The sequence below is a fragment of the Massilia sp. Root418 genome, from assembly GCF_001425265.1.
Classification (GTDB): Bacteria; Pseudomonadota; Gammaproteobacteria; order Burkholderiales; family Burkholderiaceae_D; genus Rugamonas.
Map to the genome: position 1 here is coordinate 687,327 of NZ_LMEC01000020.1, position 21,986 is coordinate 709,312.

General features: G+C 66.8%; 16 protein-coding genes. 9 read left to right on the top strand and 7 right to left on the bottom strand.

Annotated features, from left to right (window positions below; all coding sequences use genetic code 11):
- The first annotated feature begins 10 nt into the window (after window positions 1-10).
- Window positions 11-649: an NF038129 family PEP-CTERM protein gene (locus ASC94_RS15425; protein WP_056396415.1), complete on the top strand. Its 639-nt coding sequence runs from the start codon at window positions 11-13 to the stop codon at window positions 647-649.
- Between the two features lie 176 nt (window positions 650-825).
- On the top strand, window positions 826-2,442 hold the full coding sequence (locus tag ASC94_RS15430) for a S8 family serine peptidase (RefSeq protein ID WP_082616556.1): 1,617 nt from the start codon (window positions 826-828) through the stop codon (window positions 2,440-2,442).
- Between the two features lie 200 nt (window positions 2,443-2,642).
- Here the strand turns inward: ASC94_RS15430 and ASC94_RS33245 are convergent, their stop codons facing one another.
- Both ASC94_RS33245 and ASC94_RS15440 read right to left on the bottom strand, forming a co-directional pair.
- The gene (locus tag ASC94_RS33245) at window positions 2,643-2,852 is read right to left on the bottom strand and encodes an antitoxin (RefSeq protein WP_056396418.1); all 210 of its coding nucleotides are present in this window, start codon (window positions 2,850-2,852) and stop codon (window positions 2,643-2,645) included.
- Window positions 2,853-2,858: 6 nt separating this feature from the next.
- Complete coding sequence (locus ASC94_RS15440; RefSeq protein ID WP_056396422.1) at window positions 2,859-3,833, bottom strand: AEC family transporter; 975 nt, start codon at window positions 3,831-3,833, stop codon at window positions 2,859-2,861.
- 101 nt (window positions 3,834-3,934) lie between these two features.
- Between ASC94_RS15440 and ASC94_RS15445 the strand changes: the two genes are divergently transcribed.
- Complete coding sequence (locus ASC94_RS15445; protein ID WP_056398006.1) at window positions 3,935-4,837, top strand: cupin-like domain-containing protein; 903 nt, start codon at window positions 3,935-3,937, stop codon at window positions 4,835-4,837.
- A gap of 31 nt (window positions 4,838-4,868) precedes the next feature.
- Here ASC94_RS15445 and ASC94_RS15450 read toward each other — a convergent pair whose 3' ends face one another.
- Genes ASC94_RS15450 through ASC94_RS15460 form a run of 3 tightly spaced genes read right to left on the bottom strand, consistent with a single transcriptional unit; the run spans window position 4,869 to window position 6,914 of the window.
- A complete protein-coding gene (locus ASC94_RS15450) occupies window positions 4,869-5,366 on the bottom strand; it encodes a TPM domain-containing protein (protein WP_056396424.1) in 498 nt (165 codons plus the stop codon).
- A gap of 2 nt (window positions 5,367-5,368) precedes the next feature.
- Window positions 5,369-6,298: a YgcG family protein gene (locus ASC94_RS15455; RefSeq protein WP_157201468.1), complete on the bottom strand. Its 930-nt coding sequence runs from the start codon at window positions 6,296-6,298 to the stop codon at window positions 5,369-5,371.
- Between the two features lies 1 nt (window position 6,299).
- Entirely contained in the window at window positions 6,300-6,914 is a 615-nt protein-coding gene (locus ASC94_RS15460) for a LemA family protein (RefSeq protein WP_056396427.1), read from the bottom strand.
- A gap of 213 nt (window positions 6,915-7,127) precedes the next feature.
- Between ASC94_RS15460 and ASC94_RS15465 the strand changes: the two genes are divergently transcribed.
- Both ASC94_RS15465 and ASC94_RS15470 read left to right on the top strand, forming a co-directional pair.
- Window positions 7,128-9,362 (top strand): carbohydrate-binding protein, encoded by a 2,235-nt coding sequence (locus ASC94_RS15465; protein ID WP_157201469.1) that lies wholly within the window; start codon window positions 7,128-7,130, stop codon window positions 9,360-9,362.
- A gap of 12 nt (window positions 9,363-9,374) precedes the next feature.
- Window positions 9,375-9,902 (top strand): hypothetical protein, encoded by a 528-nt coding sequence (locus ASC94_RS15470; protein WP_056396431.1) that lies wholly within the window; start codon window positions 9,375-9,377, stop codon window positions 9,900-9,902.
- 26 nt (window positions 9,903-9,928) lie between these two features.
- Here ASC94_RS15470 and ASC94_RS15475 read toward each other — a convergent pair whose 3' ends face one another.
- Window positions 9,929-10,525 (bottom strand): TetR/AcrR family transcriptional regulator, encoded by a 597-nt coding sequence (locus tag ASC94_RS15475; protein WP_056396433.1) that lies wholly within the window; start codon window positions 10,523-10,525, stop codon window positions 9,929-9,931.
- Window positions 10,526-10,658: 133 nt separating this feature from the next.
- On the opposite strand from ASC94_RS15475, the gene ASC94_RS15480 reads away from it, so the two are divergent.
- From ASC94_RS15480 to ASC94_RS15490, 3 genes are read left to right on the top strand one after another with little or no spacing between them, the layout of a single operon-like run.
- Complete coding sequence (locus ASC94_RS15480; RefSeq protein ID WP_056396434.1) at window positions 10,659-11,675, top strand: hypothetical protein; 1,017 nt, start codon at window positions 10,659-10,661, stop codon at window positions 11,673-11,675.
- Window positions 11,672-12,697: a hypothetical protein gene (locus tag ASC94_RS15485; RefSeq protein ID WP_056396437.1), complete on the top strand. Its 1,026-nt coding sequence runs from the start codon at window positions 11,672-11,674 to the stop codon at window positions 12,695-12,697. The genes ASC94_RS15480 and ASC94_RS15485 overlap by 4 nt, the downstream gene beginning before the upstream one ends.
- Before the next feature lie 54 nt (window positions 12,698-12,751).
- Complete coding sequence (locus tag ASC94_RS15490; protein ID WP_056396440.1) at window positions 12,752-15,205, top strand: polysaccharide lyase 8 family protein; 2,454 nt, start codon at window positions 12,752-12,754, stop codon at window positions 15,203-15,205.
- A gap of 116 nt (window positions 15,206-15,321) precedes the next feature.
- Here ASC94_RS15490 and ASC94_RS15495 read toward each other — a convergent pair whose 3' ends face one another.
- Window positions 15,322-19,206 carry a glycoside hydrolase family 88 protein gene (locus ASC94_RS15495; RefSeq protein ID WP_162251428.1) on the bottom strand — a complete coding sequence of 1,295 codons (3,885 nt, stop codon included), beginning with the start codon at window positions 19,204-19,206 and terminating at the stop codon, window positions 15,322-15,324.
- 288 nt (window positions 19,207-19,494) lie between these two features.
- On the opposite strand from ASC94_RS15495, the gene ASC94_RS15500 reads away from it, so the two are divergent.
- Window positions 19,495-21,936, top strand: coding sequence for a TonB-dependent receptor (locus tag ASC94_RS15500; RefSeq protein ID WP_056396445.1), 2,442 nt, complete (start codon window positions 19,495-19,497; stop codon window positions 21,934-21,936).
- Window positions 21,937-21,986: the final 50 nt, after the last annotated feature.

Genomic DNA, 21,986 nt, shown 5'->3' on the forward strand with positions numbered 1-21,986 from the left:
GGAACCCGTCATGAACTTCCATCTCAAGCAAATATTCGCCCCCCTGCTGCGCAGGGCCACCCGTCCGCTGGCCGTGGCGCTGGCTATGGCCATGACGCTGGCAGCCGGCAGCGGCATGGCCAGCGCCAGCACGGTCCACGTCTCGGTCAACACCGCCGGCTTCGGCGCGGCCAGCGGCTACCTGGACATGCAGCTCAGCGCCAGCGCCGGCGTGCCGCTGGCCACGGCGGTAGTGAGCAACCTGGCGGGCTTCGGCGCGCTGGACCTGAACTACGGCTGGACGGCGGTGGCGGGCGGTTTCAGGTTCCGCAACGACACCTCCAACTACCTGTCGCACACCGCCGTCTTCGGCGGCGTGCTGTCCTTCGACCTGACCTTCGACGGCGCCTACGACCCGCTCACCACTTACGTGTCGCACTTCGTGGTGTCGGCCTTCGACGAGACCTTCGCCCCGCTCGGGGCCTACAACCCGGTCAGCCTGGCCCTGGCCGATTTCAGCTGGACGCCCGCGCGGACGGCGTCCGGCATCGGCACCATCACCGCCGCCGTGTCCGATCCGGGCGTGGCGGTGGTGCCCGAACCGGCCAACCTGCTGCTGCTCGGCGCCGGCCTGGCCGCCATGGCGCTGGTCCAGCGCCGCCGCGCCTGAAGCCGCTTGCCACACCTTGGCCCAGCGCCGGGGTGCGGCAGGCCCCCGCCTGTTGCTTTTATCTTGAAATTGCCAATAATCATGATTGACCGTCAATTGACGGCTGACTAAGATCGGTTGCCATACGCCTCAGCTCTGGGCGGTTCGATCAATCTTTCAGCCATGGGACGGTCCAGATGTTCTTAGCCAACAACCGCAAGTCCACCACCGCAAGCGCCGTATCCGCACTGGGCCTGATGGCCGCAGCCATCAGCGCCGGCATCTGCGCCGACGTGGCCGCAGCCACGCAGTCCGACAATGTGCGCGTCATCGTCGCCTTCAAGAAAGGCGCGCAGCAGAACGGCAAGGCCGCCATCGCCGCCGCCAACGGCAGCATCAAGGAAGACCTGCCGGCCATCGACGCCGCCGCCGCCGAGATGCCGGCCAAGGCCGTGGGCAACCTGCGCAACAACACCAGCATCGAGTTCGTGGAGGAAGACGGGCGGCGCAAGCTGCTGGCCGCCAAGCCATCGTCCGGCAAGCCGGCCGCGCTGTCCACCAGCACGCCGTCCACCGGCGCGCCTTACCAAACAGGCCAGCAGGTGCCCTACGGCATCCCCATGGTGCAGGCCGACCAGCTGCCCGACACCTACGCCGCCAACCGCACCGTGTGCATCATCGACTCCGGCATCGACCGCGCGCACGAGGACCTGGCGGGCAACCGCCTGAGCGGCCAGACCAACCCCGGCACCGGCCCCTGGTACACCGACGAAAACCACCACGGCACCCACGTGGCGGGCACCATCGCGGCCGTCAACAACGCCACCGGCGTGGTGGGCGTACTGCCCAACAAGCAGGTCAACCTGCACATCATCAAGGTATTCGGCCCCGAGGAATGGACCTACACCTCGACCCTGATCGCCGCGGCCAACAAGTGCGGCCAGGCCGGCGCCAACATCATCAGCATGTCGCTGGGCGGCGATGTGCCCAGCCGCGCCGAGGAGCGCGCCTTCAACGCGCTGGCGCTGCGCGGCGTGCTGTCCATCGCAGCCGCCGGCAACGACGGCAACAACGCCCAGTCCTACCCGGCCGGCTACGCCAGCGTGATGTCGGTGGCGGCGCTGGACCAGAACAAACTGGTGGCGGACTTCTCGCAATTCACGCCGAAAGTGGAAATCGCCGCGCCGGGCGTGCAGGTGCTGTCCACCGTGCCGATGGGCCAGGGCCGCGTGGCGTCCCTGAAAGTGGGCGCCACCACCTACGCCGCGGGCAGCATGGACGGCACGCCGGCCGCCACGGTCACCGCGCCGCTGGCCGCCTTCGGCCTGGGCGACCAGGTGAACACAGCGGTGGCGGGCAAGGTCTGCCTGATCGCGCGCGGCAGCATCACCTTCGGCGAGAAAGTGGCCAACTGCCAGGCCAGCGGCGGCGTGGGCGCGGTGGTGTACAACAACGCGCCGGAAGCGTTCAGCGGCACCCTGGGCGGCGTGGTCACCACCATCCCGTCGGTCACGGCCTCGGGCGTGGAAGGCACGGCGCTGCAAGGCCAGCTGGGACAAAGCGCCACCATCGACATCAAGGCAGTAAACTACGCGCTGTTTGACGGCACCTCGATGGCTACGCCGCACGTGTCGGCGGTGGCGGCGCTGGTGTGGAGCTACTTCCCAGCCTGCAGCGCGGAGCAGATCCGCAGCACGCTGGACAAGTCGGCCATGGACCTGGGCGCAGCCGGACGCGACGACTACTACGGCTACGGCCTGGTGCAAGCCAAGGCCGCGTACGACCGCATCCGCACCAAGGGCTGCGCCAACTAAACGGCCCAGTCCTCTACCTTCAGCCTGGCCACCAGGCTGAAGGTCCGGTCACTTGTGACAAGAATCGCGTTCGTACTAAGCGCATTGGCCGCGAGCCGATATGCACAGTGAAGCCATCGGCACCGCAAGCAGGCGCTCGGCCACCAGCGGGTGTCCTTTAATCAGCTTGCTCACCGTGTTGGTGTCCAACATGTACCGCGTCATTCATGCCACGCATCGAAAGGATCGGGCTGAGCTTCCCCTTGCCGGCGCTCCTCAGCGCCAAGGAAGCCGGCCGGCACATCGGCCGCTTCCACTGCCTCGAAAAAGCCCGTCCAGTCGCTTGGCCGGCGCGACAAGATGACGTCTCCGGTGACCGGATCCTTGCGAATGAACACTTCCGTGGTATCAAACCGATAGGCGGATGGCAACCTCCCCTACGACTGCACCGCCAGCCGGCCCAGCAGCCATAGTAGCGCGCTGAGGGTGGCGAAGGAGCCGACCGTGGCCAGCACCAGGGCGGCGGCGCTGCGCTCGGCGAAGCCGTAGGGCAGCGCCAGGATGGGGTAGATGCTCATCATCGGCATGGCTGCCATCAGGATGGCGGCGTTGCGCAGTTCCGGCGCCAGCGGCGCCATGCCGGCCAGCGGCAGGCAGGCCACGGCCAGCGCCACCGCCAGCGGATGCATCACCAGCTTGCCCAGCGCGATCGGCGCCACCTTCAGCGCCACGCCGCGCATCGGCAGGCCCGCCAGCGTGCCGCCGATGACAAACACCGCCAGCGCGCCGCTGGTCTGCGCGAACATGGTGATGCTGCGGCCCAGCGGCGCCGGCAGCGGCAGCGCCAGCAGGGACACGGCCAGTCCCGCCAGCAGCGCCACCACCAGCGGATTTTTCGCCAGCTGCCACAAGGTGGCCTTGAGCGCGCCGCGCCAGGCGCCTTTGCCCTCCCCGGCCTGCTTGACGCTGGTCTCCAGCAGCACCAGCAGCAGCGGCAGGATCACCACGTTCTCCACCACCACGTTCAGCGCCAGGGCGGTGGTGGCCACGGACGGCAGCGCCAGCAGCAGGATGGGATAGCCGATAAAGCTGCTGTTCGAGCTGCACATGCCCATGGCGTGCAGCAGCGCCTGCTGGTGGCCCAGCCCTGCCGCCTTGCGGCCCACCAGGTAGGCGCCGCCCAGCATGGCCAGCGCGCCGGCGGTGTAGGCCAGCAGATAGCCCGGCACCACGATATCGGCGATATGGCGCTGCGCAATGGCGTTGAACACCAGCGCCGGCAGCGCCAGCTTGATGACGAACTTGCCGAACGTGAGCAGTTCGCCCTTGCCGAACAAGCCTGCCCGCGTGGTGGCGTAGCCGAGGAAAATGATGATGTAGATGGGACTGACGATGGCGAGAATATCAAGCATGCCGCCATTATCCCACGCGCCGGGGCGCGCTGCCCTGCGGGGGCTGGTTGATCGCCGGCGCATGCGGTATGCTGTGCCCCCCGCCTGAATTGATGCTGACGATGTCAAAAGAGAAAAAGCTGCCGCCGCTGGCGGCCTCGCGCCCCACCACGCCCGAAGACGTGGCGGCCAGGAAGCTGGCGCGCGAACACAAGGATGCCCAGGTGCGCGGCGTGACCTCGATCGACGCCATGCGCCAGGCGATCAAGCTTGCCGCGCGCAGCCTGCCCGCGATCACCGAAGTGCCGCGCCTGCGCGCGCTCGACGCGGCGGCCTTCCGCGCCCGCGCCGCCGAGGGCCTGCCCTTCCTGATCACGGGACTGGTGGGCAAATGGCCCCTGGCCGCCCTGCCGCCAGCGTCGCTGCGCGAGCGCTTCGCCCACCTGCCGGTGCGCGCACGCGTGGGCGACTACATCAACACCGCCTTCGCCGCCGACCGCGCCATGCAGGACATGACCATGCTGGCATACCTGGAGCTGGTGGATGCGGGCACGCACGCGCTGCCGCCCTACCTGGGCAACCTGGAGCTGCGCGAGTTGAACAGCCTGTGCCACTGGCCCGGCTACCTGGGCAAAATGGGCCCGCCGCGTTTCTGGATCGGCCCGGCCGGCACGGTAACGCCGCTGCACTGCGATTACGACGACAACATCTTCGCCCAGATCTGGGGCACCAAGCGCATCTTCCTGTCGCCGCCGCACCACGACGAATTCCTCTATCCCAGCGAGGCCAACGCCATCCTGTTCGGCTCCCCCTTCGATCCGGAAGCGCCGGACTTCGAGCGGTTCCCGCTGGCGCGCCAGGCTGCCATGGTGGAGGTGATCGTCAATCCCGGCGACATGCTGTACGTGCCGGCCGGCTGGTATCACCAGGTGCGCGCGCTCACCTTCTCGCTGTCGTCCAACCGCTGGGCGCGCGGCCTGCCGTTTGCGCTCAAAGGGGACGCCACGCTGCTGCGAACAGCGTAGCGCTTGCCGGCCCGGCCGGACGGCGCCGGCGTCAAAGCACCGTCACCTCGTTCGGCAATTCATCCGCATCACCGCCCTTGCGCGGCAGATGGCGCCGCAATTCGGCCGTGACTGACGCAATGCCGCGCAGCGCGCCGGCGCCATGCTCGCCCTTGGCGAAAGTGCGTTCCATGTCCGCCGCTATGCGCTCCCAGGTCTGCTGGCCGGCTGCGCCGTGTATCCCCCGGTCGGCCACGATCTCGATGGCGTGGTCGGCATGCAGCACGTAGATCAGCACACCGCTGTTTTCCTCGGTGTCCCATATCCGCAGCTCGGAAAACACTTCCAGCGCCCGCTCGCGCGGCGTCATGCCGGCAATGAGCTGCGCCGGTTCCAGGGCCGGCTCGATAACAAAGCGGATCTCGCCCCGGTGGCCGCGCTCGGACTCGACGATCGCCGCCTCGATGGCCTGCAGCGAAGCCGGCGGAAAATGCCGCCGCACCGCCGCGCGCGTGGTGAACAGGTGCCGCAGGAAGCGCTGCATATCCATGGCTACCACCTCCCCGACGCGCCGCCGCCGCCAAAGCTGCCGCCGCCACCGCCCCAGCTGCCGCCACCGCCACCGAAGCCACCGCCTCCACCACCGCCGCCGAAGCCGCCGCCACCCAGGCCGCCCAAACCGCCCATGCCTGCCCCGCCTATCCAGCCGCCATGGCCGCGCCCCGACCGGCCGCCTCCCAGCAAGGTAAACAGGAAGGCAATACCGCCCGCCAGCACGGCGGCCAGCACGCCCGCCATCATGAAGGCGCCCACGCCGATCACACCGCCGGCCACCGCGGCACCGGCGAAGCGTCCCAGCACCGAGCGCAGCACGCCGCCCAGCACCACGGCGGCCACCAGCACCACCGGCAGGATCTGCCCCAGCCCGCCCATGCGCGCTGCCTGACCGGCCTGCGCCCGTCCCGCCTGTTCGCCCGATGCGGCCGGCGGCGGCAGCGGCTCGCCATCAATGACCTTGATCATGCTCGCGACACCGGCAGAGATACCGCCATAAAAATCCCCGCTGCGAAAACGCGGCGTAATGGTTTCCTCGATGATGCGCTTGCTGGTGGCGTCGTTAAGCGCCCCTTCCAGCCCATAGCCCACCTCGATGCGCAGCGCCCGGTCGTCCTTGGCCACGATCAATATCGCGCCGTCGTCGATCTTGCTGCGGCCGATCTTCCACCGCTCGGCCACCCGCAGCGCATATTGCTCAATGGCCTCGGGCTTGGTGCTGGGAATGATGAGCACCGCAATCTGGCTGCCTTTTCGCTTCTCGAAGGCACGCAACGTTTCCTCAAGGCTAGCGACCTGCGCCGCGTCGAGCGTGGCGGCCAAATCCGTCACCGGCCGGTTCAGCGCCGGCACGGCAAGCTGCTGGGCCAGCACGCCCTGCGCGCACGCCAGCAGCAAAGCGAAGAACCAGAGCCTCAGGGCGGCCATGTCACTTCCCGGGCTGGGGCTTGGGAGCCGGGTCGAAGTTGACGGCCGGCGGCGTGGAGATGGCTTTCTCATTCTCCACCGAGAAGTTGGGCTTTACGTCATGCCCGAACATCTTCGCCACCAGGTTGGTGGGGAAGGAACGCACCGTAACGTTGTAGTCCTGCACCGATTTGATGTAGCGGTTGCGCGCCACCGCAATGCGGTTCTCCGTGCCTTCAAGCTGGGCCTGCAGGTCGCGGAAGCCGGCATCGGCTTTCAGTTGCGGATAATTTTCGCTCACCGCGATGAGCCGCGATAGTGCCCCGGACAGCTGCCCCTGCGCCTCCTGGAAGCGCGCCAGCGCGGCAGGGTCGTTCAGCATCGCGGGCGTCACCTGGATGGCGCCCGCCTTCGAGCGCGCCTCGGCCACCTGGGTCAGCACTTCCTTCTCGTGCGCCGCATAGCCTTTCACCGTGTTGACCAGGTTGGGCACCAGGTCCGCCCGCCGCTGATACTGGTTGACGACTTCCGACCAGTTGGCCTTCACCTGCTCATCGCCTGCCTGCAGCGTGTTGTAGCCGCACCCGTTCAGCAGCAAGCTTGCCGCCAGCATCATCAGTATCCCGAACCTGCGCATATGCCCTCCCTGGCTGATCCATAGTTGAGCCCAGTCTAACCAGTTGTGCGCCGTGGCGGCGCATGACAGGGCAGCGGCGCGGATACAACGGCTTTGCTCGACTTGTTGAGCGATTGCATCCGGGCCCCTGCCGCATGAACTTTTTGCAAACTAATTCCAGTACCTTAGCCAGCGCAGGCGCAAAAAATAATCCACCCAAAGGGAGACAAAACCATGCTTCGGAAAGCAACAGCCTCGTACGTCCTACTCGCATTGATGGCCATGGCCGGCAGCGCCACCGCCGTCATCACCTCGCCCGGCAAACAGATAGAAAACCTGAACCGGGGCGCGGTCGCCATCAAGTCCGCCGCCGGCGTCTTCATCAGCTGGCGCCAGCTGGCCGGCGACGCCGCCGGGACCACCTTCAATGTGTACCGCGGCGCCACCAGGCTGAACGCCGCGCCGCTGGACGCGCTCAACTACACCGACGCCGCCGGCACCGAGGCGGCCAGCTACTCGGTGCGCGCGGTGGTGGGCGGCGTGGAGCAGCCGGGCTTTGAAGCTGGCGCCACCTGGGCCAACATCTATAAATCCATCCCGGTGCAGGCGCCGCCCGCAGGCACCACGCCGGCCGGCGAAGCCTACACCTACGAAATCAACGACGGCTCGACCGCCGACCTGGATGGCGACGGCAGCTACGAAATCATCATCAAGTGGCAGCCCACCAACGCCAAGGACAATTCGCAGTCCGGCTACACCGGCAATACCTACCTGGACGCCTATAAGCTGAACGGCACCCGCATGTGGCGCATCGACCTGGGCCGGAACATCCGCGCCGGCGCCCACTACACCACCTTCCTGGCCTACGACTTCGACGGCGACGGCCAGGCTGAAGTGATGGCCAAGACCGCCGACGGCACGGTGGACGGCGTGGGTACGGTGATCGGCTCGGCCAGCGCGGACCACCGCAACAGCGCCGGCTATGTGCTCAGCGGCCCCGAGTTCCTCACCGTGTTCAACGGCCTGACCGGCGCCGCCATGAAGACCACGAACTACCTGCCGGCGCGCGGCACCGTGTCCTCCTGGGGCGACAGCTACGGCAACCGGGTGGACCGCTTCCTGGGCGGCGTGGCCAATCTGGACGGCAACCGTCCCAGCGCCATTTTCTCGCGCGGCTATTACACGCGCGCCGTGATCGCGGCTTGGGACTGGCGCGACGGCGCGCTCACCAGCCGCTGGGTGTTCGACACCAATGAATCCGGCGCAGCCGCGCGCGGCCAAGGCGCGCACTGGTTCGCCACCGGCGACGTGGACGGCGACGGCAAGGACGATATCGTCTACGGCGCGGCCACCATCGACAGCTACGGCCAGCTCAAGTACGCCACCGGCCTGGGTCACGGCGACGCACTGCACTTCGGCAAATTCGATCCGAACCGCGCCGGCCAGCAGGTCTACATGGTCCACGAAACGCCATCGGTCTACGGCGTCACCGGCTCGGGCATGCATGACGCGGCCACCGGCGCGCTGATCTGGGGCGCCAGCGGCGCCAACGCGGACGTGGGGCGCGGCGTGTGCTTCGACGTGGACCCCAACTTCGAAGGCGAGGAATGCTGGGCCAGCCGGGGCGGCTTCCGCAGCGCCACCGGTGCGCTGATCAACAGCACCGCGCCCACCGCCTATATGAACTTCGCCGCCTGGTGGGACGGCGACCTGCTGCGCGAACCCATGGGCAGCACCTCGATCGACAAGTTCGACCCCGTGACCCGCACCGGCAGCCGCATCGTGGACGCGGCCCTGAACGGCGCGGCCTCCAACAACGGCACCAAGGCCACGCCGGTGCTGACGGCCGACCTGTTCGGCGACTGGCGCGAGGAAGTCGTGTGGCGCAACAGCAGCAACACCGAGCTGCAGATCTACAGCACCACCATCCCCACCGCCACGCGCATCAACACCCTGATGCACAATCCGCAGTACCGCACCCAGGTAGCGGGCCAGAATGCCGGCTACAACCAGCCGCCGCACCCCAGCTTCTACCTGGGCCACGGCGCCACCTCCTTCCCGCAGGAGCCGGTGCACATCCCGTATGACGGCAACGGCACCGTGCAGGCCGAGACCGCCATCGTGGGTGGCGGCACGTCCGCCAGGAGCGACCGCGCCGGCTACCGCCATACCGGCTTCCTGAACTTCCCCGCCAGCGGCGGCAGTGCGGAATTCGGCCGCATCAACGGCGGCGCGGGCGGCCCCAAGACCATCACCATCCGCTACGCCAACGGCAACCCCACGCCGCGCACCGGCGTGCTGAAAGTGAACGGCGTGGCGCAAGCCATCACCTTCAAGATCACCGGCGGCTGGACCGCCTGGACCACCATGACCGCCACCGTCAACCTCGCCGCGGGCAGCAGCAACACGCTGCGCTTCGAGTCCACCGGCCAGGGCCTGGCCAATATCGACGAACTGCTGGTTCCTTAATCCGGAGAAGAAATGAAAAAGCTCTACTTCCTGTTTTCCCTTGCGCTCACGCTGTTCTCGCAATCCGCGCTGGCCGCGCACATCGGCTGGTATCAGCTCGACGCCACCTGGCGCGACGGCCAGTTCAGCGGCCAGTTCTACTACGACGACACCTCGCCGTACCGCATCACGCAGATCAGCGGCACGCTGACGGACCTGGCGCAGGCCACCGCCATCAACAAGGTATGGAACCTGGAGAACGCCCAGCCGGAACCGTGGGTCTTCCTGGCCAATACCAATCCGGCCGACATGGGCGGCCACGACGCCGGCTTCTACCTCACGCTGGTGGACCTGGGCGCCACGCTCACGCTGGACACCGCCGCCGCCAACGGCCTGTTCGACTGGAGCAGCGACGCGTTCTACAACTCCGCCCAGCTGGACGACTCGCCGCTGCGGTCCTTCGCCATCAACGCCATCCCGGTTCCCGGCACGGCGCTGCTGCTGGCGGTGGGCCTGCTGGCGATGCGCCCGTCGCGCAAGCCGAGGCGGCAGGCTGTGTAACGGCGCCGGCCGGGCAATGGCGGCGCCTATGCCGTCTTGCCCTGGCCCAGCCAGCTCACCATCAGCGACGCGATCGCCGTTGCAGCAGCGCCTGCGGCAACGCGGCCGCGCTGCATCTCCCTGGTGATCGCTTCCGCTGCGCCGATGATGCCCACGCATCGCAGGCGCAGCTCCTTCTTCGGCAAATCGCAGTACGGCGCAAACACGCCACAATAGATGTCGACATAGCTGTCGATCAGCTCCTGCTGGAATGCCTCCATCCGCTCGTCGCCTTTCAGCGCGGCGGAGATGGCGTGCCATTCCGGCCCCATCGACTTGTAGCAGTCCACATACGCCGCGCCAAGCAGCGCCGCCACGTCCTTCAACTGTTTCGGCGTGCGCTTCAGCGCCTCGTGCAGCGCCACAGCCTGCTGGTCGTCGAACTGCTTGTACAGCGCGATGAGCAGGCCCGATCGCGTTTCGAAATGCTCATACGCGATAGGCTTGCTGACGCCCGCGCGCTCGGCCAGGTAGCCCAGCGTCAGCAGGTCCGTCCCCTCTTCGCGCACGATCCTGCGTGCCGTTTCCAGCATCTGCTCGCGCCGCATTTCCTTCGACAGCCGCTTTGGTGGCGTAGTGCTCATTCATTTTCTCCGCTTCTTGACAGCTGATTATAACGTGCTATCCTACGTTTCGTAACTTACGTTTAGTAGGTTAATTATAGTAGGTTAATTTTAGTAGCTTAATTTTCGTAGCTTAATCCAGCAAGGAGCCCACATGACACACGCACCAGTCCTCATCATTGGCGGATCCGGTATCGTCGGAGCGCGGGCAGCGCGCGCGCTGCGCCGGCTGCACCCCGCCCTCCCCATCGCCATCGGTGGCCGGGACATGGCCAAGGCCAGCCGGGTTGCCGACGAAACCGGCAACGCCACCGCAGTCGCGGTGGACCTCAACCATCCAAGCCTCGGCCTCGCCAGCACGATCCCGTTCAGCGCGGTGGCCACGCTCCTCAAAGACGACACCCTCAATTCCCTGAAGTTTGCCCAGGCGCGCGGCATCCCCTACCTGAGCGTCTCCAGCGGCACCTTCGAAATGGCGCCCGAAGTGGCGCAATACATTCACCATCCGGGCCGCTCGGCGGTGCTGATGGCGAGCCAATGGCTGGCCGGCGCCGCCACCTTCCCGATCCTGCACTACGCCAGCGAGTTCGCCTCGCTCGACACCATCCGCATCGGCGTAGTGCTGGACGATGAAGACATGGGCGGCCCCGCCGCCTATGCCGACTACGACCGTATCACCGGCACGGCACCCAACGCGCTGGTGCTCTGGCAAGGCAGGTTCGAATGGCTGCCGAAGGAGGAAGGCTCCGGTACGCTGACCAGCGTCGATGGCGTGGCCATGCCCACGCAGGCCTACTCCCCGTTCGACATCGTCGGGTTGGCAGCGGCCACCAAGGCGCACAGCATCCAGCTGGACCTGGCAACGGGCGTTTCCGCCAGCCGCCGCCGTGGCGGGCCCTTCTCCACCGAGATCATCGTCGAATTGGGCGGCATCCGGCAGGACGGCAGCAGCGCCACCGTTCGGCACGAGATAGTCCATCCGCAAGGGCAGGCGCCGCTGACCGCCCTGGGCGTGGCCCTGGGCCTGGAACGCCTGCTGGGACTGGCCGGCGGTGCTCCGGTGCAGCCCGGCCTCTACCTGCCGGAAGTGCTGATCGCCCCCAGCTACGCGGTGCACCGCATGGAGGAAGATGGCGCCCGGATAACGCGCAAGGCCGGAGGTGCGCAATGATGCCCGCCGCACGCCACCCCATCCTGCTGCTCGGCGGTTCCGGCAGCTTGGGCAGCAAGCTCGCGCGCACGCTGCGCCGCATGCATCCGCAGCAGCCCATCACCCTTGCCGCTCGCGACACGGAAAAGGCCGGCCTGCTGGCCAGGGAACTGGGCAATGCGGCAGTGGTCCAGGCGGACATGCAGCGCGACGACCTGGGCTTGCCGCCGGACGCGGCATTCAGTGCGGTGGTGGCCTGTCTCAAGGATCACGGGCTCACCGCCATGAAGTACGCGCAGGCGCGCGGATTCGCCTACATCGCCCTGTCTGAAGCGGCGTTCGAGATCGGCCCTATCGTTGCGCGCTACATCCACCAGCCCGCCATTGCGCCGGTCCTGCTGCTCGGCCATTCGATCGGCGCCGCACCCATGCTCGCCAGCCTGCACTTTGCTGGCGAGTTCCGCAGCATCGACTCGGTCGAAATCGGCCTCGTGTTCGACCCTGCCGACACGGCAGGCGCCATGACGGTGGCCGACATGGAACGCATCGGCGTCATCGCCACGGCACCTTTGCTGCTGCAGGACGGCAGATGGGTGTGGCAAGGCGGCAGCGCCGCACAGCGCCGCTTCACCAGTGTGGACGGCATTGTGCGCGAGGGTGCGGCAGTAGCGCTGGTCGATGTCCTCGGCATCGCCAACGCCACCGGCGCACGATCGGTGCGGCTTGACATCGCCGAAGGCCGCACCGCCAGCAGCATGCAGGGCGGACCCGCCTCGCACGAAGTCATCATCGAGATCGCCGGCGAACGCAAGGACGGCAGCACCGGCCGCTTCCGCTATGAGCTGGTCGACAACGCCGGCTACGCCAGCATGAGTGCGCGCGGCATAGCGCTGGCGGTGGAGCGCCTGCTCGGGCTCGACGGCAGCGCCCCTGTGCCTGCCGGCCTGTACCTGCCCGAGGTGCTGCTCGCGCCGGCGGCCATGATAAGGCAGCTGGCCGCATTCGACGTGCGTGTTAGCGCCCCCTTGCCAAGTATGGCATAACAAGTAGGTTAACGTTATCATAGACTGAAATTAACCTATTTGAGGAGAGCTTTGATGGTGCATCGCGTATCACCGTTCCGCCCGGCGTGGCGGCGCAGCTTGCTGCTTGCCGCCGTTCTGCAAGCGTGCCAGGCCGTTACCCCGGCGCTGGCCGATGACTTCGACGATATGCGGGCCAAGTGGCTGCTGCGCGCGGCCGGCGGTGCGGCGGCCGATACCGGCGACCGAGAGATCGCCGCCCAGCTTAAGCTCGACGACGCCAACGCGCAACGCTATTGGTCCACCATGCAGACGGCGCCGGACCGCGCTGCGCTATGGCCTGACCTGGCTTCCACTACCGTATCTGCCCACGTCACCAGCGCCTACCGCCGCCTGGCAGCCATGGCGGCGGTGTACGCCTCGCCCCACTCTACCCTGCGCGGCAATGCCGCACTCGGCGCCGCCGTGGTGGATGGGCTGGACTGGATGAGCAGGCACCGCTACACGGCCGGCCGCGCCGCCTACAACAACTGGTGGGACTGGCAGATCGGCGGGCCGATGGCGCTCAACGAGGCCGTGATGGCCGTGCGCGGCCTGCTCGCGCCGGACCAGCTGGAACGCTGCCTGGCCGCCATCGATTTCCATGTGCCCGACCCGGCATGGCGCACCAATCCCGGCGGCACCCTATCGCGCACCGAAGAAACCGGCGCCAACCGCCTGGACAAGGCTTTCGTCGCCATCATGCGCGGCGTGAACGGCAAGCACGCTGCGAAAATCGCCCAGGGCCGCGACGCCATCAGCAAGGCGCTGCCTTACGTAAGCAGCGGCGACGGATTTTATACCGACGGCTCCTTCGTCCAGCACAGCTATGTGTCCTATATCGGCGGCTACGGCGTGGTCATCATGGCCGACGTCGCAGCGCTGTACTACGTGCTGAACGGCTCACCGTGGCAGCTGGCGGACCCTAACGCCGGCCTGCCCTTCGACTGGTCCATGCAGGCCTACCGTCCCTTCATCTACGACGGCGCCATGATGGACATGCAGCGCGGCCGCTCCATTTCACGCGAGTTCTATTCAGACCACAGCGTGGGCCGCACGGTGGTGGGCACGATGGCGGAACTGGCGCAAGTGCTGCCGCCCGCCCAGGGTGCTCAGCTGAAGGCCGTGCTGAAGGGCTGGATGCAGCGCGACCGCACTTTCGGCGCCTCGTATTTCACCCCGGTGGCGACGGCGCTGCCGGGCATCTACGCCGGCCTGCCGGCCTACCAGATGGGCCTACTCAAGGCGCTGCAGAAGGATGCAGCCCTGGCGCCGCTGGCCGAGGCGGTGGAAACCCGCTACTACCCGGCCACCGACCGCGCCGTGCAGCGCCGTCCCGGCCACGCGTTCGCGCTGGCGAACTTCTCGAAGCGTATCAGCTCCTTCGAATCCGGCAACGGGGAAAACCTGCGCGGCTGGTGGACCGGTGTGGGCACGCATTACCTCTACAACGCCGACCAGACCCAGTTCAGCGGCGATTTTTGGCCCACCGTCGACGCATGGCGCATGCCGGGCACCACCACCGACCATAGCGGCGGCGGCACGCCGGAAAAATGGAAGCTGTACGCCAACGACAAGGCTGCCGTGGGCGGCGCCGAACTGGCGGGCCGGCATGCCGCCATCGGCATGGACTTCTCCACCAGTGCATGGAGCGACAGGGGCCTGCAGGGCAAGAAGGCCTGGTTCCTGTTCGGGGACCGGGTGGTGGCGGTCGGCTCGGCCATCTCCGCCACGAAGCCGGTGGAGACTATCGTCGAAAACCGCAAGCTGAATGCCGACGGCAGCAATGCCCTGACCGTCAACGGCGCGCGCCAGCCGGCAACGGCAGGCTGGTCGCACGCGCTGCCGAAGACCAAGTGGGCGCATCTGGCGGGGAGCGTGCCCGGCGCCGATATCGGCTACGTATTCCCGGACGCGCCTACCGTGCAGGGCTTGCGCGAGACGCGCACCGGCGTCTGGCGCGACATCAATGTGGAAGGTTCCACCAAACCGGTCAGCGCGCGCTATCTGAGCCTGGCGCTGCCGCACGGCGCCAGCCCCACTGACGGCGCCTACACTTTCATCCTGCTGCCCAACCGCAGCGCAGCCCAGGTTGCGGCGTTTGCCGCCACCAACCCGGTGCGGGTGGCTGAGCGCTCGGCCAGCGCCACCGCAGTGACTGACAGCGCGCTGGGCCTGACCGGCCTGGTGTTCTGGGAGGATGCCGCCAAGACGGTCAAAGTGGCGGGCCGGCCGTATCTGGCCAGCGACCGCAAGGCGGCAGTGGTGGTGCAGCAGGACGGCGCAGGCCTGCAACTGGCGGTGTCCGATCCAACCCAGGAAAATACGGATACGATCCACCTGGAGCTGCACCGCAGCGCGAGTGCCGTCCTGTCGCATGACCCGGCCATCACGGTGCAGCAACTGAGTCCCACCATCAAGCTGACCGTGGCGGTGAAAGGCTCGGCGGGCAAATCGTATCAGGCGAGTTTCAAGCTGAAGCGCCCGTGAAACGGCGCTGAGGCAGCCCTGCGGCGGCCATGGACTGCTCTGCGCCGCTCTGCGCAGCTCAGGGCAGCGGCACCTGATCATCCTTGCAGCGGCGCCAGGGGGCCGTGCGGTCCACCCTAGCGCGGGCGGTAGCCGCGCTGGCGGAACTGCGTGTCGACGAACCATTGTTCGATCAGCGCTGGCACATCGGCATCCGCCGCCGGCACAGCTGCCCCGCTCTCCGCGCTTGCCGGATAGCCGTGGAAGGTATTGCCGCGCCAGGCATAGCGGGCATGGCTGCCTGATTTCTTGAACGCGCGGTACAAGGCGCCGCTGCCGCTGGTGTCGACAAACCGGTTACCGCGCAGTTCAAGCACGTCGCTGGTGCCCTTGTCGTGGCTTTCCAGCAGCGGCGTGGCGCCGCTGGTCACCACCAGGTTACCGCTGACGACGGCGCTGTCCAGCCCCGCCACCAGGATAACGCGCCGCTTGTCGTACAGGCTCAGGTTCCGCTCCACCACCACGTCCTCCGCCATGGCCTGCTGGCCCAATCCATCCTTGCCGCAGGCGCAGAACAGCATCAAGCCGCCCGCGTTGTCGTGGCTGTAGTTGGCGTAGACCCGCGTGCCGCGCGTGCCCATGTCGGCATCGAAGGCCATGCCGTCGCCGGATTCGATTTCGGGCCGCAAGCGCACGCCGTGCACTTCGTTGTACTGGAACACGGCGCCATCCGTGTTGATGGCCCAGGCGCCGGCGCTGTTGCCGGGCGAGCGCATCCAGATGTCGTAAAGCAGGTTGGCTTCGGCCAGCGGCGCGGTGGCGGTGCGCACCACGATGCCGTCGCCGCCGATGTCGTGGATCTTATTATTGCGGAACACCAGCCGTGTGGACGGGTGGAACTCGCTTGCCGCCTGCGCAGCGCTTTCCTGTAGATAGCCGGGGTTGTTTTTATACGGCGGGAAGTCGCCACAAGGCGCGCCGCGCGGGCGGCACATCCAGGCCGAGCGGTTCGACAGGCCAATGCCATCCACGTGGTAGATCTCGCTGTTTTCAACCAGCACGTCGTCAAAATTGGTCTTTTTCTGGCGGACGCCCCGGCGTTCGCTGTCACGCGTCACTTCAAACAACATGCCGCCGGTGGCTTTGTAGGCCAGCTGGCGGCCCGGCTCGTCCTTCAGATAGCCGCGCACATGGTGCACCAGCACGTCGTTGATGCGGTAGTGGCGGCCGGTGCCAAAGTCCTCCAGCTGCACCAGCAGGCCGACCCGCCCCGCTTCTTCCAGCCCGTCGTTGCTCAGTTCCAGCCCGTTGATTTCCCAGTGCTCGACATTGAACAGGTGCAGCGCGGCGCGGTTGAACTGGCCGTCGCCGGCGGTGCACAGCGTATGGTAGGGGCTCACGCCTTCGGGCTGCTTGCTGGCTTCTGTCCTCGCCTGCGTTGGATCGGGGCGCGACGAACGGCAGCCCGCCGCGATTGCGGGACGCGGCAGGGCCGTATCGCCGTAGCTGTCCACCACGATCGGGGCGCCGGATGCGCCCGAGCTGCCGGGCATGGGCCGGAAGCTGTCATAGCACGTGGCGCCGCGCTTGAACAGGATGCGCGTGCCGGGCTGGAAGCGGATGGCGTTCAGCTGTGAGAGGCTGTTCAGGGGCTGCTGCAGGCTTCCCGATCCGGCCGCAGCGGCCGAGCAATCGATGTGCAGCACGGGGCCGGCCTCCGCTGCCTGCGGGTGAGGCTTCGGCTGCGGCTGCGGCTGCGGCTGCGGCTGCGGCTGCGGGCGAGTCTGCGGCTGCGGCTGCGCCTGAGATTCCACGCTGACGCTGACCGGCTCGGCGAGGCGTTGCGCGGCCTCCTTGACGTAGCGCTCCCACGCTGCCGGCGTGGGGAAGTCGGCGCTCTTGCTCCAGCCCGCGCCCAGGTGGTAGACGAAGGGCTTGCCCGCCTGCGCCTTGCCCACCGCCAGATACTGGCCTTCATGCGGCAGGTGCCGCCCGTCCAGCAGCACCGCGCACGCCACGCTGCCGTCCGCGCCGGCCGTTCCGTGGGGCGGTTCCCAGTAGCTCATCCAGCCCTTGCCCTGGCTATAGCGCCCTTCCCCTTCACGCCGGGCGATGCCGACGCCGATCTCCAGCGGACCATTGGCGGCAAAGCGGCTTTCCACGCGGCTGAAATTCGTGCCCGCGTCAATGGACACGCGGCGCAGCTCGGATACCTGGCTCCCGCCTGCGTCCCAGCTGTCAAAGGTCAGCTCGAAGATGGCGCGCAGCGGACCGTCCGCCAGCACCTTCCACTTGCTGAAGTTGGACGAGGGATGCAGCCGGCCGCCGTCGAACACGGCCAGCCCGCCGCAGCCGAGCGCCTTGCCCACCTTGTAGAAATCCATGCCCTCGCCCCGGTCCGTGTGGTAGTCGCCGCTGGCGTACCATTTGTCCAGCACCAGCGCGCGGGTGCGCTTGGACCACACGTCCACGCCGGCGCTGACCAGCATCTCCTTCGGATCGCGCATGATGGCCGGGCCGTAGACGCGGTGCGCGGTGCGGTCGTTCTCCCAGGCGAAATCGTCCAGCCGCTCCGGCACGAAGCGCGCATGCGCCTTGGCGTCCACTGGCGGCACGGCGGGCAGCGCGGCGCGCGGCAGCACGTGGTAGCGCCGCGTTTCCCCCGGCGCCAGCGTGGCCTGGAACAGCACGCCCCGCTCCAGCCGCTGGCTAGGCACGATGCGCGACGTGGCCGCGTCCAGCAGCGCCACCTCATTGATCCCCTTAGTCGCCCCCGCCAGCGGCGCCTCCACCGATTCGTCCGCCCGGTGCAGGCTGCTGCCATTGCGCACCTCAACCACGCTGGACGGCGTGCTGTCCAGCAGCCGCATGCGGTAGATCTCGCTGCCCGCCATCAGGAAGGCGCCCACGCCGTAGACATCGGTGAATTCGGGATCATAGGATTTCGGGTCGGCGCCGACAGGCTGCACGTGGGTCAGCTTGCCGTCCGCGTTGATGTTGGCCACCAGCGCATCCCAGGCCTTTGCCGCAGCGCGGCCAAAGCGCGCCCGGTCCAGTATGCCCTGGTTCACGCCGTAGGCCAGCGCATACGTGTACAAACCTGTTCCGCTGCTCTCCTGCAAAGGGTAGCTGTCAGGATCGAGCAGGCTGGCGCGCCAGGTGCCGTCGCCCTGCTGCAGCGCCAGCAGCTTGCCGGCCATCTCCCTGAACTGCTGCACGAATCGCGGCCGGGACGGATGGTTCGCGGGCAGATATTGCAGCATGCGCACCAGGCCGCCCATCACCCAGCCGTTGCCGCGTCCCCAGAACACCTTGCGGCCATTGGCCTCGCGCTTGCTGAAGTAGCGGCTGTCGCGGTAGTACAGCTGCTCCTCCTTGTCGTACAGGTAGTCCGACGTGCGCCACCAGTTGTCCACCGCGAAATCAAGATAGCGCTGGTCCCCCGTGGCTGCGTACAGGCGCGCCCACGCGGGCGGTCCCATGAACAAGGCGTCGCACCACGACCAGCGCTGCAGCACGCCCGGCGTTTCCCACTGCAGGCTGCCGTCGCGCGGATTGTCCAGCATCAGGTCGAACTGGGCGCGCATGGACGCGATCATCTTCGGCTCGCGGGTCTGCAAATACAGCTCGGCGTAGGTTTGGCCGAGCGCGTAGTCATCCGCGTGATACGTTTTCGGACCCAGCTTCCAGCCGTTGCGCTCGCCCATGGCCAGCATGGCGTCGCGGTAACGGCGGTCGCCGGAGATGCCCGCCAGCGCCATCATGCCCGCGTCGCCCACCGCCTGCGTCCAGTCGTTCTCAGGATGGCTGCTGGGATGGGCAAGCTGCCAGTCCGCCGCGCGCTGCATCACGCCCAGCACGGCGGCCGCGCTGGCCTGGCTGGGTACTGTTGCCGCGGCGGCCGCGCGCGCTGCGGCCGCCGGTTCGGCACCGAGCGCTGCAAGCGGCGCGGCCAGCAAAGCCAGGCATAAAACGGCGCACAGCGTGCGTTGCCGGGGAACGGGGGATGCTGTCTCTGTCATCAATATTCCTTGTTCGTATGGACGGATCATGTCATGTGTTAACGTTACCTAAGACCTTCGGCAAATGCAATTTAATTCGTTCTTCCAGGCGCAGAGAATCTGTGGTTTTTCGCGCAAGCATATGAAATTTTCTTGTGACAGCGGAAAATGACTGGTATCGTTATCACATCAACGCAGCGTTCTCCGCTGTGTTTTTTAGGACGACGAGTGATAACGTTCTCACAAATAAGAGAAGCCAGCCGCCCTGCAACTGGCAAGCACATGTTAAATTTCGACCGAGGAGAGTACATGAACACGAATAAACAGCACCCAGCCGCCGGATTCGCAGTGCGGCCTGTCGTCGCAGCCGTCGCGCTGGCCATGGCCAGCCTGGCCCATGCGCAGCAAGCGGCACCGGCCGGCAAGGACGAAGTACAACTGGAGAAGGTCGTCGTCACCGCCAACAAGCGCGCCCAGAACCTGCAGGACGTGCCGATGGCGATCACCGTGCTGAACGACGCCGTCCTGCAGCGCAACAACGTGAAGGACTTCGATGACCTGCCCGCCCTGTCGCCTGCCCTGAGCGTTTCCTACAGCACCCAGCCCGGCAACTTCAGCATCAATATGCGCGGCATCGGCACCTACTCGCTGGGCATCGGCGTGGAATCGGACGTATCGGTCATCATCGACGACGTGCCGTATGCCATGCAGGCCAACGCCTTCAAGGACCTGGCGGACGTGCACCGCATCGAAGTGCTGAAAGGCCCACAGAGCACGCTGTTCGGCAAAAGCTCGATTGCCGGCGCGGTCAACATCAGCACCAAGCCGATCGACAGCATCTGGAAAACCAAGGCCTCCACCTTGCTGACCAGCGACGGCGAATGGCGTGCCGGCACCTCGGTTTCCGGCGCCCTGAGCGACACCGTGCGCATGCGCCTGGCAGCAGGCAAGACCAGCTTCGGCGGCGTGGTGAAAAACCTGTACGACGGCAGCAAGCTGAATGGCTCGCGCGACACCAACCTGTCCGGCAAGCTGGAATGGACGCCGGACGACAACTGGACCGTGGTGTTCTCGCCGCGCGCCAGCAAATTCACCAAGGCCTGCTGCGTCCAGCCGCTCAACGCCATGTCAAACATTGCCGGCGCCGTGTACAACCTGAATAACGGCACCACCTACGCGGCCGGCAATTACATGCCCGCCTCCCAGGTGCTGAAAGGGATTGTGCCGGGCCCGGACAATGTCTCGGTGCGCAACGACTACGCGGCCGGCGGCAAAGCGCGCGACGTGGGCGCCGGCCTGAAAGTCAGCTACGCCTTCGGCGACGACAGCGTGCTGGCCAGGCACATCCTGACCTCGGTGACCTCGTGGTCGCACTACGAGATGAACGACTACCAGGACGGCGACGGCACCGACAGCGACGTGCTGGGCAAGGCGCTGATCGGCAACAAGCCTATCGGGGTGAGCGGTGGCCTGTACCAGTTCGGCAAATTCGATGTGAAGGCGAAGACGCAGGAACTGCGCCTGACCTCACCTGAAAAAGGCGTGGTGCGCTACGTGGCCGGCCTGTGGTACGGCAAGAACGAACTGGCGCGCGAGCTGACCCGCGCACCGGTCACCACCTACGTAACCGACTACGGCGCCACCGCCTACAACACCAGCTACGCCGTCTTTGGCCAGGGCACCTTCGACCTGACGCCGCAGACCAGCGTGGTGGCCGGCCTGCGCTACAACAAGGAAGACACGGGCTATACATTCAGCCGCTACAACCCGCCGCCCGCCACCAGCCGCGTGCTGACCGAGTACTTCCAGGGCGACGACACCGAGCGCAAGGTCACCGGCAAGGTCGGCCTGGAGCACCGCATCGACCAGGCGGCCATGGCCTATGTCACCTACACCACCGGCCACAAGGGCAAGGCCTATGACCTGACCAGCACCTTCAATGCCGCCATCGCCAAGACCCAGCCGGTGCCGGGCGAAGACGCCAAAAGCATCGAAGCCGGCGTGAAACTGAGCCTGCTGAACAACCGCATGTCGCTGGACCTGGCCGTGTTCCGCACCGACTTCACTGGCTTCCAGCAGTCGGCCGGCTTCACCGACGCCGACGGCATTTTCCGCACCACGCTGCACAGCATCGGCGGCCTGCGCACCAGCGGCTTCGAGTCCGACCTGAACTGGCGCGTGTCGCGCGAACTGCTGCTCAACGGCGCCTTTGCCTACACCAAGGCCATCGTGACGGAGTTCGAGAACGGGCCTTGCCACAGCGTGCTGAATGCCGCCGGCAACGGCACTGTCCCGGGCGGCAACTGCGCGCCCAATCCGAAGTACAACAACACCAATGTGGCCAACCTGGCGGGCGCCACGCTGCCCAACGCGCCGAAGTTCAAGCTGAACCTGGGCGGCCAGTACGACATCCTGACCGACCGCTCTTACAACGGCTTCATCACCACCGCCATCCGCTGGCAGAGCCGGACCCAGTTCAATTTGAACCAGGACCCGATGACCGAACAAGACGGCTACGGCATCGTCAACCTGGGCGCCGGCATCAAGGACAAGAAGGACGGCTTCAAGCTGAGCTTCATGGTGAACAACCTGTTCAACAAGTCCTACGCCACCGGCCTGGCCAACAGCTGGGTGAACGGCACCTGGACCGCCAAGGCGCCGAATGCGGTGGCGATCGTCAATACCACCAACTGGACCCCGGCCCGCGACTACCAGCGCTACTTCTCGGTGCGCGCCGACATGCAGTTCTGACGCTTCTCCCTTTTGGGCGTACCGGTTAGCCGTGTACGCCCTTTTTTGAC

Excerpts from the sequence above, each read along its gene's own strand:
- ASC94_RS15425 (WP_056396415.1), top strand. The coding sequence starts at position 11 with ATGAACTTCCATCTCAAGCAAATATTCGCCCCCCTGCTGCGCAGGGCC.
- ASC94_RS15430 (WP_082616556.1), top strand. The coding sequence starts at position 826 with ATGTTCTTAGCCAACAACCGCAAGTCCACCACCGCAAGCGCCGTATCC.
- ASC94_RS15440 (WP_056396422.1), bottom strand. The coding sequence starts at position 3,833 with ATGCTTGATATTCTCGCCATCGTCAGTCCCATCTACATCATCATTTTC.
- ASC94_RS15445 (WP_056398006.1), top strand. The coding sequence starts at position 3,935 with ATGTCAAAAGAGAAAAAGCTGCCGCCGCTGGCGGCCTCGCGCCCCACC.
- ASC94_RS15450 (WP_056396424.1), bottom strand. The coding sequence starts at position 5,366 with ATGGATATGCAGCGCTTCCTGCGGCACCTGTTCACCACGCGCGCGGCG.
- ASC94_RS15455 (WP_157201468.1), bottom strand. The coding sequence starts at position 6,298 with ATGGCCGCCCTGAGGCTCTGGTTCTTCGCTTTGCTGCTGGCGTGCGCG.
- ASC94_RS15460 (WP_056396427.1), bottom strand. The coding sequence starts at position 6,914 with ATGCGCAGGTTCGGGATACTGATGATGCTGGCGGCAAGCTTGCTGCTG.
- ASC94_RS15465 (WP_157201469.1), top strand. The coding sequence starts at position 7,128 with ATGCTTCGGAAAGCAACAGCCTCGTACGTCCTACTCGCATTGATGGCC.
- ASC94_RS15470 (WP_056396431.1), top strand. The coding sequence starts at position 9,375 with ATGAAAAAGCTCTACTTCCTGTTTTCCCTTGCGCTCACGCTGTTCTCG.
- ASC94_RS15475 (WP_056396433.1), bottom strand. The coding sequence starts at position 10,525 with ATGAGCACTACGCCACCAAAGCGGCTGTCGAAGGAAATGCGGCGCGAG.
- ASC94_RS15480 (WP_056396434.1), top strand. The coding sequence starts at position 10,659 with ATGACACACGCACCAGTCCTCATCATTGGCGGATCCGGTATCGTCGGA.
- ASC94_RS15485 (WP_056396437.1), top strand. The coding sequence starts at position 11,672 with ATGATGCCCGCCGCACGCCACCCCATCCTGCTGCTCGGCGGTTCCGGC.
- ASC94_RS15490 (WP_056396440.1), top strand. The coding sequence starts at position 12,752 with ATGGTGCATCGCGTATCACCGTTCCGCCCGGCGTGGCGGCGCAGCTTG.
- ASC94_RS15495 (WP_162251428.1), bottom strand. The coding sequence starts at position 19,206 with ATGACAGAGACAGCATCCCCCGTTCCCCGGCAACGCACGCTGTGCGCC.
- ASC94_RS15500 (WP_056396445.1), top strand. The coding sequence starts at position 19,495 with ATGAACACGAATAAACAGCACCCAGCCGCCGGATTCGCAGTGCGGCCT.